The sequence below is a fragment of the Streptomyces sp. DH41 genome, from assembly GCF_029813785.1.
In the GTDB taxonomy this organism is placed as follows: domain Bacteria; phylum Actinomycetota; class Actinomycetes; order Streptomycetales; family Streptomycetaceae; genus Streptomyces.
On sequence record NZ_JARVKY010000011.1, the window covers coordinates 245,282 to 257,952 of the forward strand.

Genomic DNA, 12,671 nt, shown 5'->3' on the forward strand with positions numbered 1-12,671 from the left:
CGGGGCGGACGTCGTGCCCCGGGTGGCGGTGCCGCGCCTGTAAGGGCGGTCCCCCGGATGCCTGTTGACCGACGGGCGGCAGGCCGAGGCCGCGCGGTGTCCGCCCCACTGGCACCGGCGTCCTCGCCCCGCGGAAGCCCCGGCTCACCGGGCGGGAGCCGGCGCGCGTACTTCCACGCGGTCCCGGGTGCCCCAGGTGCCGACCTGCCAGCAGGTCGCCATGGCGTACAGGTACAAGGGCCGAAGCACCGTCAGCCGCCACAGTCCGGCCAGCGGTGACAGCAGGAACATGAGGAGCTGATGCCCCAACGTCTCGTCTGTTCGCCGGATGGCGAACAGACGGAGGCTGATGAGGTAGTTCATGGCACAGCCGATGACCACGGCGTACTGGGCCAGCGACCCTGTCTGCAGGCGGAGTTCCGGTGAAGCGAGAACGGCGATGGGTACCAGCAGGGCCAGGATGAGGTGCGCGTACTCGACCACGGGCATCCAGAAGGCCAGCGAGCTCATCGGCATGTGGCGCAGCCACCACAGGTGCCGCACGGTGGTGCCGCGCATCCAGCGCAGTTGCTGGCGGAAGTAGTGGCGTGTCCTGTCGGGTACCAAGGTGAAGCAGACGGCGGAGGGCTGGTGGACGGTCCGGCCCTCCATACGCGCGTACATGGTCAGCATCGAGTCGTCGTTCATCTGCATCGGGACGCCGCGGAAGGTCTCCCGCTCGTAGACCCCGGCATGCCGCCGCACGACGTCGGCACGGTAGAAGGCGAGCGTGCCGGAATTGATCAGAACGGAGCCGAGCACGGACTGCGCGCTGCGCAGGCCCCGGGTGAAGGGGACGTACAGCACCGTGGTGAGCCGGGTCAGGAGGTTGGTCTTCATGTTGAGCGGGACGACGAGTCCCGCCACGGATTTCACTCGCGGGTCGGCGAACGGCTTCAAGCCCTCCGCCACCGCCCGCTCGTCCAGAACGGAGTCACTGTCGAGGGTGACGAAGACATCGGCGTCGTCGTCGGCGAGAACGTGCATCTGCGCCCACCGCTTGCCGCGGTTCTCGGTGCGGTCCCAGGTGGCTTCGATGCCGAGCCTGCCCGCCTGGGCCAGGAGATGGGCACGCTCGGCGGCGTAGAGGAGCGGTTCACCCGTTTCGCCGTCCGCGGAGCCGTCGTCGACCACGCGCACACGCTGGACACGGCGGGACTGGGCGAGCACCGACTCCAGACAGGCGCGGAGTGCGTGGGGGTCCTCGTTGTAGACGGGGATCTGAACCGTTACGCGCAGTCTGTCGATGCCTGGCCGCTGAGCTTCCGTGATCCCGGCCGGACGCTCCAGCCAGCACACCGGCAGCCACCAGAGCAGGAGGAACGACACCAGCCAGACGAAGCCCAGGCCCGGATCGGCGCTGTCACGCCACACGGTGACTGTCAGCAGGTGCCAGGTCGCCCAGCAGACAACGGCCACGAAGGGCAGCCCACCGAGCGCCCCCGGGCCGCCCACAGGAACGTACGTCGCCCCGGGCGTGCGAAGCCGTTCCTGACGCCTGCCGGAGTTCACAGCTTGGCTTCTAGGCCTCATCCGCGCCCTTGCCCCGCCGGAACGTGCACCGGACGAGGAGCGCACCCCCGAGCGTCAGCGCGAAGGCCACGGCCACCAGCCAGGTCTGGCCCGCGGCGACGCCGAACAACAACAGGCCGGAACCGGTTGTCGCCAGTTCGTCATAGGTCATGCCACAGTCCTTCTAGGTTAGAAGATTTGCGACATAAGATACAAAGCGCACTGGCGACACCTGGACTCCCGGAAGGAGTGTCGCGTCGGAATCATCGATCGGCGGCACGCCACGAGCCCGGATCCGCGGTCTCCGTAGGCCGGGTGGACCGCCGGGCCGGGCGACGTGACGCGGCCGTCCGTGGGACGTCAGATCCGGCCGCCGGTGAGGCGGGTGAGGGGGCCGTGCGCTTGGTGGCCCGCGCGGCGGCCCACCGCGTACGACGCGGCGCTCAGGGCGGTGATGCCGGCGCCCACGCCCGCGGCGACGAGCTTGCGGTGGGCGATGACCGTCCACGCCGTCTTGGCCGTGGCCGCGACGTGTCCCGAGGTGGTGACGACCGCCTGGCGGCCGGCTTCGACGCCCTTCGCCGCCGTCTGCACGGCGCCGTTCGCGGCCTGGGCCGAGCGCTGGGCGCCGGCCTTGGCGGCTGACGCCGCGTCACCGGCCTTGCCCGCGGCGGCCTGCCCGGCTCGCGACGCGGGGGCGGTCGCCTTGTCCGCGGCGTCACGCGCCTTGGCATCGGCGGTCCGGGTGGTGGTGGGCTTCTGGCTCGTGTCCTTGTTCGGATCGCTCATGGACACCGCCTTGCCTTTCGGGTGGACGGTAAACACGCGCGGCGAGTTGAGCGGCCCGCGGCCGGCGCGCGAAGCCCCGGCTCAGCCGGTCAGGACCGCGTAGAACTGGTAGAGCGTGAAGCCGGATCCCCAGCCCGAGAGGGTCAGGCCGAGGAGTGCGACCGCGAGCATGGCGATCTGCTGGGCGGGGTGGAGGCGCGCGGCGGCCCGCTCGGGTCTGCGCGGGTCGAAACTGAGCTCAAGGGTGCTGCCACCGGCCGAGTCGCGGTAGAAGTGCCGCGTTCCGTGGTGGTCCGTGTACCGGTACACCCGCGTGCTGTTGGTGAAGTGGTCGAACTCCGCCACCACGGTGATGCCGTGCTTCGGCAGACGCCGAGCGTAGTAGAGACCCTCGCCCGTGAGGACGAGGATGAGGACACCGATGACACCGAAGACCTGGAAGAAGATCATCGCGCCCACGATCTGCCCGCCGCCCCCGAGGGTCCCCACCGCCACGTCCAGCGCGGCGGCGACGGCGATCGCGGCGAGGACGCCGATCACGCGGCCGGACGGCCACCGCCGGGTCGGCGAGCGTCCTTCGTCCGTCGTCACCAGGTCCTTCCCGTCAGCACGGGGCTCGCCCGGATCCCGTGCGGGCAGCCGGGCGTGCACCGCCTCGACGAAGGCGAGCGCCCCCGCCGCGCTCACTTCCGTCACCTCGTACACCGCCGGACCGCGGTCCGGCGGCGCCGTCAGGACGATCTCGAGCGTCCGGCCCTCCCCCGCCGCACGGACCACTTCGACGGCCCGCAGTGGAATACGGTGCGTGGTTCCGTCCTGTCGCCATGTCAAGTGGTCGCCGTCGGCGTCCACGCGTGCCGTGGCGTCCCGTCCGCGCAGGACGAGTGAGGGCGGGGAAGGTGTCGTCGTCACGCGGTTATGACCGGCCGGGCCGGGCAAAGGTTGTGCTCGGCCTCGTCGGCGCTCCGTGGCCGGGGTGACTGTCCACCCACGGCGGGCGTGAAGAGGCGCGCGCCGCTCCTCGCCGCCCACCCTGCCTCCGACCACGCCGGCCGGACCCGGTACGTGCCGGTGGCGAAGGTCGGGCCGTCCGGTCACACCACGCGGGGCAGCGCTCGCGGCTCGACCCGCTCCTCCACCGCGCGGTCGCCGTCGCGGGTCACCACGTAGGCGCCCTTGCCCGGGATCTCCGTCACCGCCTCGACCAGCTCGGTGCCTCGGTAGACCAGACCCACGCCGTCGTCCGTGCAGTGGGCCTCGGGCAGGGTGCCGTCGGCGACGAGCCGGTGGGTCAGCGGACGACGGCCCTCGTCCACGTCGTAGTGCACACCGTTGCCGTAGGGCAGGAAGCCAAGGGCGTCGGTGACCGGGCGCAGTCGGGGACCGAAGGAGTCGGTCGCGCCGCCTCGGAACCAGCACAGGGATCCCGCGCTCACCCCGCTGAGCACGACCCCGGCCTGCCAGGCCCGGCGCATGACGCGGTCGAGGCCGTGCACGCGCCACACGGCCAGCAGGTTGGCCACGGAACCGCCCATGACCCAGACGACGTCCTGGGCGAGCACCGTCTCCTCGACGTCCTCCACGTTGGGCATGGGGAACAGGTGCAGCGGCGTCAGATCGAAACCGGCGACGCGGGCCGCCTCCGTCATCCGGGCGGTGAAGTGCTCGGCGTCCCCGATGGCCGTGCCGACGTACAGGACGCGGGGACGCCGGCCGTGCGCGCCCGAGAGGTCCACCGCGTGGTGCACCAGGGCGTCGAACGACACCATGGTCCGGCCACCCGCGCGGTGCCCGCCGGAGGTGGCGAGAATGGTCGGTTCCGGTGCGCTCATGAGGGGGATCCTAACGACCTGGCGGTCAGGCCGGACCAGGGTCACCCGGGCCGGCGCGGGTGAACCGCCCGCCGGGGCCGCCCTGTTCGGCGACCGGGGGCTGCGACGGGTGACGTCCGCCCGGCGACGCCCTCGTCACCGGGCCGCCGCCGTCGGCGGCAGCTGGGCCGGGCTCACCTGCTCGCCCAGCACCTGGGCCAGGAACCGCACCAGCCACCGCTGCGCCGGGCTGCGCGAGGACTCGTGCCGCGCGTACAGGGCGATCTCGATCGGTTCGGTCTCGAAGGGCAGCCGGACCAGGCGTACCCGGTGGGAGGCGGTGAAGACCTCCCCGACGTACTCGGGGACGATGGCGATCAGGTCGGTCTGCTCCAGCAGGTAGGGCAGCATCGAGAAGCGGGTGGCGTCCACGGCCACCCGTTCCAGGAGTCCGTGCGCGGCCAGCACCGCCCGGGGCGCGACATGCCCGCTCGGCCCGAAGACCGTGGCGTGGTGCTCGGCCGCGAGGTCCGGCAGCGTGACCGCGTCGCCCCGCACGCGCGGATGGTCCGCGGCGACCATGAGGACGTAGCGCTCCCGGAAGAGCGGGATCCGCACGGTCAGGTGCGAGGTGATCACCGGGGTGGCCACGAACGCGTCGAGATCGCCGCGGCGCAGCTGGCTCTCGGCGTCCTCCACGTCGAACGGGCGGACGGTGAACGAGACCCCCGGCGCGCGCTCGCGGGCCGCGGCGAGGAGCCTCGGCAGGAGGGTCGCCTCGCCGAGGTCGGAGAGGGCGATCGTGAAGCGGCCCGACATGGTTCCGGGGTCGAAGGCGTCGCCCTGCCGGACGGTCCCGTCGATCTCCGCCAGGGCGCGCTGCAGCGGCTCGTACAGCCGGCGGGCGCCGGCCGTGGGCGTCAGTCCGCGCCCGTTGCGGCGGAACAGCTCGTCGTCGAAGTGCCGCCGGAGCTTGCCCAGGCTGTAGCTGACGGTGGGCTGCGTGACGTGGAGCGTCTCGGCGGTGGCGGTGACGCTCCCGGTCTCGTACAGGAGGACGAAGACGCGGGCCAGGTTGAGATCGAAGGTGCCCATATCGATGAACTCTATATCGGCGTGCCGAAACATCTATTGGTGCCCATGTCGCGGGGTGCCTAGCGTGTCCGGCGTCACTGCGAAAGGAACCGTCCGTGCCATCCGTGCGTCGTGTCTCCCACGAATTCCTGGAGCGCCAGGGGCTCACCACCGTCTTCGGCAATCCGGGCTCCAACGAGCTGCCCTTCCTCGCCGAGCTGCCCGAGAGCTTCCGCTACGTCCTCGGCCTGCACGAGGGCGCCGTCGTGGGCATGGCCGACGGCTACGCCCAGGCGACCGGCCGCCCGGTCCTGGTCAACCTGCACGCCGCCTCCGGCTCGGGCAACGCGATGGGCGCGCTGACCAACGCCGTGGCCTCCCGTACCCCGCTCGTGGTGGTGGCCGGCCAGCAGGTGAGGCCCGCGATCGGTCCGGAGGCCAATCTGGCCAGCGTCGACGCCCCGGCCCTGATGAAGCCGCTGGTCGGCTGGGCGGCGGAGCCGGCGTGCGCCGAGGACGTGCCGCGCGCGCTCGCGCAGGCCGTCTTCGAGGCACGGCTCCAGCGACGGCCCACCTATCTCTCCGTGCCGTACGACGACTGGTCGGCCGACGCCGACGACAACGCCCCGGCCGTGCTGGACCGGCGGGTGGAGCGGGCCTCGGTGCCCGGCGGCGAGCAGAGCGACTGGCTCGTACAGCGGGTCGCCGCCGCCCGCCGCCCCGCGCTGGTGCTGGGCGGCGACATCGACTCGACGGGCCTGTTCGACGACGCCGTCCGGCTGGCCGAGCGCCTGGGCGGTCCGGTGTGGGCGGCGCCCTCGCTCTTCCGGCTGCCCTTCCCCAACCGGCATCCGCAGTTCCGGGGCGTGCTGCCGGCCGGGATCGCGCCGGTCTCGCAGGCCTTCGAGGGGCACGACCTCGTGCTCGTGCTGGGCGCGCCGGTGTTCCGCTACCACGAGTACCTCCCCGGCCGGTATCTGCCCGAGGGCACCCGGCTGATCCAGGTCACCGAGGACGCGTCGGCCGCGGCGCGGGCGCCGATGGGTGAGGCGCTGGTCGCCGATCCGGGAGCGGTCATCGACCTGCTCCTGAAGTCGCTCGGCGAGCCCGCGACGCCCGTCGAGGCGTACCGGTCCGCGCCCGAACCGCTCACCGCCGAGGGACCCGGCCTCCACCCCGAGCAGGTCTTCGCCGCGCTGCGCGACGAACAGCCGAAGGAGACGGCGTACGTCGTCGAGTCGACGTCGACCAACTCCGCGTGGTGGCGCCAGATGGACCTGCGCCGCCAGGGCTCGTACTACTTCCCGGCGGCCGGCGGGCTCGGCTTCGGCCTGCCCGGCGCGGTCGGCGTCGCGATGGCCCAGCCCGACCGCCCGGTCGTCGGCGTGATCGGGGACGGCTCGGCCAACTACGGCATCACCGCCCTGTGGACGGCCGCGCAGCACCGGGTCCCGCTGACCGTCGTACTGCTGCGCAACGGCACGTACGGGGCGCTGCGCTGGTTCGGCGGACTGCTCGGCGTGCCGGACGCCCCCGGGCTGGACATCCCCGGGCTGGACTTCACCCGCATCGCCGAGGGCTACGGCGTCCGCGCCCAGCACGTCGGCGGCGCCGAGGAGCTGCGCGCCGTACTCGCCGAGCGGCCGGACCGTCCCCGTCTCATCCAGGTGGACACGGCGCTCACCACACCCTCCTGACCCGACAGACACTTCGAAGACACCCGAGGAAAGGGCAAGCGATGACATTCCTGGACAGCGACGTCTGGGGCCGGAAGTTCTTCAGCGACGGCTGGCGGGACTCCCCCACCGAGCACCCGGTGACCGAGCCGGCCACCGGCGACCGGCTCGGCGCCGTCGGCCTGGCCACGGCCGAGGACGTGGGCCGCGCCGCCGCACGGGCCGCCGAGGCCCAGCGCGAGTGGGCGGCGACCCCACCGCAGCGGCGGGCCGCCGTGCTGCGCCGCGCGGGCGAGCTCTTCACCGAGCACGCCGCCGAGATCGAGGACTGGCTGGTGCGCGAGGCCGGCTCGGTGCGGTCCAAGGCCGGCTTCGAGGTGGGGCTCGCCGTGGGCGAGTGCTTCGAGTGCGCGGGCCTGCCGACGCACCCCCAGGGCGAGGTGCTCACCTCCGAGGAGGCCCGCTGGTCGCTGGCCCGCCGCCGCCCGGCCGGTGTCGTGAGCGTGATCGCGCCCTTCAACTTCCCGCTCATCCTCGGCCTGCGTTCCGTGGCCCCGGCGCTCGCCCTCGGCAACGCCGTGCTGCTCAAGCCGGACCCGCGCACCGCGGTGAGCGGCGGTGTCGTCATCGCCCGTGTCTTCGAGGAGGCCGGGCTCCCCGCCGGCGTCCTCCACCTGCTGCCGGGCGACGGCTCGGTCGGCCAGGCGGTCGTCGAGGCCCCCGAGGTCCGGGTCGTCTCCTTCACCGGCTCCACGCCGGTCGGCCGGGCGATCGGCGAGCGGGCCGGACGGCTGCTGAAGCGGGCCCACCTGGAGCTGGGCGGCAACAACGCGCTGGTCGTGCTGCCCGGCGCGGATGTGCGGAAGGCCGCCTCGGCGGGGGCGTTCGGCTCGTACATGCACCAGGGGCAGATCTGCATGACGACCGGCCGCCACATCGTGCACGAGTCGCTGGTGGAGGAGTACACCGCCGCGCTCGCCGCGAAGGCCGGGGCCCTGCCGGTCGGTGACCCGGCCCGCGAGGACGTGGCGCTCGGCCCGATCATCGACCGCCGTCAGCTGGAGCGGGTGCACGGCATCGTCACGGACAGCGTCGCGGCGGGCGCGAAGGTCGCCGCGGGCGGTGAGATCGACGGCGCCGGCTACCGCGCCACCGTCCTGACCGGTGTGACGACCGACATGCCGGCGTGGCGCGAGGAGATCTTCGGTCCCGTCGCCCCCGTCATCGGCTTCTCCACGGTGGAGGAGGCCGCGCGGATCGTCAACGACTGCGAGTACGGACTGTCGGTCGGCATCCTCGGAGACGTCGGTACGGCGATGAAGCTCGCGGACCGGATCGACTCCGGCAAGGTCCACATCAACGAGCAGACGGTGAACGACGAGCCGAACGCTCCCTTCGGCGGGGTCAAGGCGTCCGGCACCGGGTCCCGTTTCGGCGGCGCCGCGGCCAACGTCGAGGCGTTCACCGAGACCCAGTGGGTCACGGTCCGCCCGGACATCGCCGACTACCCGTTCTGACCCTTCCGGCCGCCCTCGGCCGGTCCGGCCACCCCGGCCGTTCCCGCTCCGCTCACTCACACCCGCCCCCGGGGGGAGACTCACCATGGCTTCCGCCACCACGTCCGACGCGCCCGAGCAGTCCGGCCGCGCCGGCAGCAGCACCTGGACGGTGATCCTGTGCTGGATCACCGTCCTGCTGGAGGGCTACGACCTCGTCGTCCTCGGCGCCATCATCCCCACCCTGCTCAAGACCCACCACCTCGGCATGACCGCGGGCGACGCGACCACCATCGCCACGCTCTCGCTCGTGGGCGTCGCGATCGGCGCGGTCTGCGTCGGTCCGCTGGCCGACCGGCTGGGGCGCCGCCGTCTGCTCATCGGTTCGGTGGTGCTGTTCTCGCTCCTCACCATCGTGGTGCCGCTGGCCGACTCCGTCGCGATGTTCGCCGCGCTCCGCCTCCTGGCCGGTCTGGGCCTGGGCGCGTGCATGCCCGTCTCGCTCACGATGATGGCCGAGCACATGCCGGCCAGCCGCCGGGCACGCGCCAGCACGCTGACGATGACCGGCTACCACACCGGTGCGGTGATCACCTCGCTCCTGGCCCTGCAGGTGACCGACGACTGGGAGATCCTCTTCTACCTGCTCGGCGTCGTCGGTCTCGTGGTCGCCGCCATCCAGTGGTTCAAGCTGCCGGAGTCGGAGGCCTTCGTCCGGGCCAAGCGGGACGGGGACCGGCGGGTGCCGTTCACCGAGCTGCTCAAGCCTGCGTACCTGCGTGCGGGCATCGGCATCTGGGTCGCGTCGTTCATGGGGCTGCTGCTGGTCTACGGCCTCAACACCTGGCTGCCCAAGCTGATGAACGACGCCGGCTACCCCGTACCCACGGCCGTCACCCAGCTCCTCGTACTCAACGTCGGCGGTGTCGTCGGCCTGGTCCTCGGCGGGTTCGTAGCCGACCGGCGGGGCATCAAGGGCACCACGATGGGCTGGTTCGCCATCTCGGTGGTCATGCTCGCGTGCCTGAGCATAAAGATGGAGAGCGACCTGCTGCTCAACGTCGTCGTCTTCTTCACCGGTGTGTTCGTCTTCTCGGCCCAGGTGCTCGTCTACGCCTACGTGACCAACTTCTATCCGGCCTCCGTGCGGAGCACGGCACTCGGCTCGGCCTCCGGGATCGGCCGGATCGGCTCGATCGTCGGCCCGTCGATCACCGGGGCCCTGGTCTCCTCGGGGGTCGGGCACCCGTGGGGCTTCTACTTCTTCGCGGCGGTGGCGGTCTTCGGCTTCCTGGCCGTGCTCACGCTTCCGCGCACGGTGGCGGGCGGGCGGACGGAGGCGGGCGGGACCGCCGGCTGACCTCTTCGGGCACGCACGACGGGAGCAGGCGGGTGACTCCACCCGGCTGCTCCCGTCGTGTTTCTTCGGTTCCTTCTGCGGTTCCTTCTGCGGTTCTTCTTGTGGTTCTTCTCTTCTCGCGGTGCGTCTCGCGGCGTTGCGGGGCGGCGCTCAGTCGCGGTCCACGTCCTCGCGCAGGATCTTGCCGTTCGTCGCGTCGACGTCCACGGTGGTCTTGTTCCAGTTGTCGGTCGACACGACGTCGACGGACCACAGGAGCTGCCGGCTGTCGTTCTCGTCCAGCTCGACGCCGGTGACGGTGCCCTTGGTCTTGTCGGTGGCCACCTTCACGGCCTGCTCCGGCGTCTGGGTCGCCTTCTTGAGCCGGTCGGCGAGCTGCTGCTTGTCGTCCGCGTCCTGGTCCTCGACCTGGGTGCGAAAGACCTTGCCGGAGACCGCGTCGACGTCGATCCGGTGCACGGTGCCGTCGGGGGCGGCGACCTTGGCCTCCCACTCGGGGGCGCCCTGGCTGGGGGCCGGGTTGGGCATGCTGGGGCTGGGCGAGCCGGTCGACGCGGTGGCCTCGGCGGACGTGGGCTTCAGTTCGAGGTCGACGAGCTTGCCCTCGGGGACCTCCTTGACGGCGGTGTCGGCCGCCTTGTCCCAGGTGACCTTGGCCTTCGGGACCAGAGCCTTGCGCTCGGACTGGTCATCGGTCAGGGTCTCCGACGGAGAGGGAGAGGCGGTGCCGGTGGCGGACGCCGTGTCTGTGGCGGACGCCGTGTTGGTGGCGGACGCCGTGTCGGTGGCGGAAGCGGTACTGGTGGGGGGAGTGGTCTGAGCCGCCTCGGCGACACTGGAGCGTGTCGTGTCGGCGTTCGTGCAGCCGGTCATCAGCAGGACGGAACTGCCCAGGGCACAGATGACGGCCATCGAACGAAGAGGCGGAAGACGTCGCACAGAGCTCATACACCTGTCCGTAACCGTATGACCGTCTTGCCATACCGGTTCGGGTGGGAAACCACCGCAATGGCCGATATCGCTCAGCTCGCCGGTACAAGACGTGGCCCGGCGTGTTCCAGCCATTCCCGGTAGGCGGTGGACTGGCGGGCCACCTCCCAGTACGCCTCCTCCAGCGCCGGGTAGACGGCGTCCAGCTCCGCACGGGTGCGCGCGGCCAGCAGCAGTCGTACGCCGAGGGGGTCGCCGTACAGGCGCCGTACCGCCGTGTCGGGGCGTGACTGGGAGCTGGGCTGGCACACGGTCACCACCTCGCCGGTGGCGACGAGGGACGCGGCGGTGTGGTAGTCGCCGTGCAGGACGCGCGGGGCGAGGCCGACGGCGCGCAGCATGCGGTGCACTCCGTCCCACTCGCCGTCGACGGTGGGGTCGACCATCCAGCGGTCGTCGGCCAGGTCGGCGAGGCGGACGACGGGCCGGCCGGCCGCCGGGTGGTCGGCCGGCAGCATGACGAACTGCGGTTCGCGCTCGACGAGGACCCGTGTCCGCAGCCCCTCGGGCACGTGCAGCGGGCAGCCTTCGACCTCGTGCACGAAGGCGACGTCGAGTTGGCCGTCGGTGACCCGGCGCAGCAGCGCGTTGGCGGAGACGTCCATCTGGAGTGTCGGTTCCAGGCCCGGCCGTCTGAGCCGGCGCAGCCAGCCGGCCAGGGCGCGGCTGGCCGTGGAGCCGACCCGCGGCCGGCTGTCGCCGCCGGCCGCGGCGGCGCGGGCCTCGCGGACCAGGGTGCGCATGTCGGCCAGCAGCGGACGGGCCCTGCCGAGGACGGTGCGGCCGAGCGGGGTGGGGCGGCAGCCGGTGCGTTCGCGGATGAACAGGGGTCCGCCCAGGGCCTGTTCGATACGGTTCAACTGGGTGCTCAAGGTGGGCTGGGCGACGCCCAGTTGGCGTGCCGCCCGGTGCAGGCTGCCGGCGTCGGCGATGGCGCACAGTGCGCGTAGGTGCCTCACCTCGAGCTCCATGCAGGGAGCGTAGGGCGGAACAGTTGGTTGCGCCAGGTGAACAAAAGGCTGCGGATCAGGGCGAGTTCTGCACTCCGGTCCAAGCTGTCCCCGGCTGGTGCGCGGTGGGTGATAGCCCTGTCCTATCGCCTGCTGCCATCATCACAGCGGGCTCATGGCGCTCCACACTCACCGATGACGACTTCTCCCCACTCCCCCACGCAAGGAGTCATCGATGCGCATCAGTCTGCCCCTGCTGTCCACCGCGGTCGGCCTCGGCCTGACGGCGGCCGTGCTCGGCACCGGCCCGGCCGCGACCGACGCCGCGCTCCAGACCCAGGACCGGGCCGCTCACGTCGGCTACCAGCCCACGGCCGGCTCGGGCGAGGACACCCGGGCCAACCGGGCGTTCTTCGAGGCGGTCATCAAGTCCGTCGCCGAGAAGCGCGCCGCCGCCCCGTCCTCCACGGCGGCCGTCACCGTCTACTACAGCGCCACCAACGCGCCCAGCTTCCGTTCGCAGATATCCCGCTCCACCCAGATCTGGAACGGCTCGGTGTCCAACGTGCGGCTGGCGGAGAGAAGTTCGGGCGCGGACTTCGCGTACTACGAGGGCAACGACTCGCGCGGCTCGTACGCGTCCACGGACGGACACGGCAACGGCTACATCTTCCTCGACTACCGGCAGAACCAGCAGTACGACTCGACCCGTGTGACCGCCCACGAGACCGGGCACGTGCTCGGTCTGCCCGACCACTACTCCGGCCCGTGCAGCGAGCTGATGTCGGGCGGCGGCCCCGGCCCGTCCTGCACCAACGCCTACCCGAACGCCAACGAGCGCGGCCGGGTGAACCAGTTGTGGGCGTACGGCTTCCAGGCCGCCCTCGACAAGGCGCTGCAGAAGACCTCCCAGCGCTGACCACCTGAGGCGGCGTACGTGCGTGGGGGCGGTCCGGACCGGGTCGCCCCCACGC

General features: G+C 72.0%; 12 protein-coding genes. 4 read left to right on the forward strand and 8 right to left on the reverse strand.

From position 1 onward, the window contains the following. Positions 1-144: 144 nt before the first annotated feature. The 6 genes from QC283_RS20110 to QC283_RS20135 all read right to left on the reverse strand — a co-directional run bounded on the left by QC283_RS20110 (position 145) and on the right by QC283_RS20135 (position 5,246). On the reverse strand, positions 145-1,458 hold the full coding sequence (locus tag QC283_RS20110) for a glycosyltransferase family 2 protein (RefSeq protein ID WP_279562961.1): 1,314 nt from the start codon (positions 1,456-1,458) through the stop codon (positions 145-147). Positions 1,459-1,561: 103 nt separating this feature from the next. Further along, positions 1,562-1,723, reverse strand: coding sequence for a hypothetical protein (locus QC283_RS20115; protein WP_279562962.1), 162 nt, complete (start codon positions 1,721-1,723; stop codon positions 1,562-1,564). Between the two features lie 188 nt (positions 1,724-1,911). Next, positions 1,912-2,340: a hypothetical protein gene (locus QC283_RS20120; protein ID WP_279562963.1), complete on the reverse strand. Its 429-nt coding sequence runs from the start codon at positions 2,338-2,340 to the stop codon at positions 1,912-1,914. An 81-nt stretch (positions 2,341-2,421) separates the two neighbouring features. Next, the gene (locus tag QC283_RS20125) at positions 2,422-3,252 is read right to left on the reverse strand and encodes a hypothetical protein (protein ID WP_279562964.1); all 831 of its coding nucleotides are present in this window, start codon (positions 3,250-3,252) and stop codon (positions 2,422-2,424) included. Positions 3,253-3,434: 182 nt separating this feature from the next. Continuing rightward, complete coding sequence (locus tag QC283_RS20130) at positions 3,435-4,172, reverse strand: peptidase E (RefSeq protein WP_279562965.1); 738 nt, start codon at positions 4,170-4,172, stop codon at positions 3,435-3,437. A gap of 135 nt (positions 4,173-4,307) precedes the next feature. After that, positions 4,308-5,246 carry a LysR family transcriptional regulator gene (locus QC283_RS20135; protein ID WP_279562966.1) on the reverse strand — a complete coding sequence of 313 codons (939 nt, stop codon included), beginning with the start codon at positions 5,244-5,246 and terminating at the stop codon, positions 4,308-4,310. Positions 5,247-5,341: 95 nt separating this feature from the next. Here QC283_RS20135 and mdlC point away from each other — a divergent pair, with 95 nt between their 5' ends. From mdlC to QC283_RS20150, 3 genes are all read left to right on the forward strand, one after another. Next, positions 5,342-6,922, forward strand: coding sequence for a benzoylformate decarboxylase (mdlC, locus tag QC283_RS20140; protein WP_279562967.1), 1,581 nt, complete (start codon positions 5,342-5,344; stop codon positions 6,920-6,922). Between the two features lie 41 nt (positions 6,923-6,963). Next, on the forward strand, positions 6,964-8,418 hold the full coding sequence (locus tag QC283_RS20145) for a benzaldehyde dehydrogenase (RefSeq protein ID WP_279562968.1): 1,455 nt from the start codon (positions 6,964-6,966) through the stop codon (positions 8,416-8,418). Positions 8,419-8,503: 85 nt separating this feature from the next. Then, a complete protein-coding gene (locus QC283_RS20150; RefSeq protein ID WP_279562969.1) occupies positions 8,504-9,757 on the forward strand; it encodes an MFS transporter in 1,254 nt (417 codons plus the stop codon). 150 nt (positions 9,758-9,907) lie between these two features. On the opposite strand, the gene QC283_RS20155 is transcribed toward QC283_RS20150, so the two are convergent. Both QC283_RS20155 and QC283_RS20160 read right to left on the reverse strand, forming a co-directional pair. Then, a complete protein-coding gene (locus QC283_RS20155) occupies positions 9,908-10,669 on the reverse strand; it encodes a PepSY domain-containing protein (RefSeq protein ID WP_279562970.1) in 762 nt (253 codons plus the stop codon). Between the two features lie 110 nt (positions 10,670-10,779). Continuing rightward, positions 10,780-11,718 carry a LysR family transcriptional regulator gene (locus QC283_RS20160; protein WP_279562971.1) on the reverse strand — a complete coding sequence of 313 codons (939 nt, stop codon included), beginning with the start codon at positions 11,716-11,718 and terminating at the stop codon, positions 10,780-10,782. Positions 11,719-11,932: 214 nt separating this feature from the next. Between QC283_RS20160 and snpA the strand changes: the two genes are divergently transcribed. Then, positions 11,933-12,616, forward strand: coding sequence for a snapalysin (gene snpA / locus QC283_RS20165; protein ID WP_279562972.1), 684 nt, complete (start codon positions 11,933-11,935; stop codon positions 12,614-12,616). Positions 12,617-12,671 lie beyond the last annotated feature (55 nt).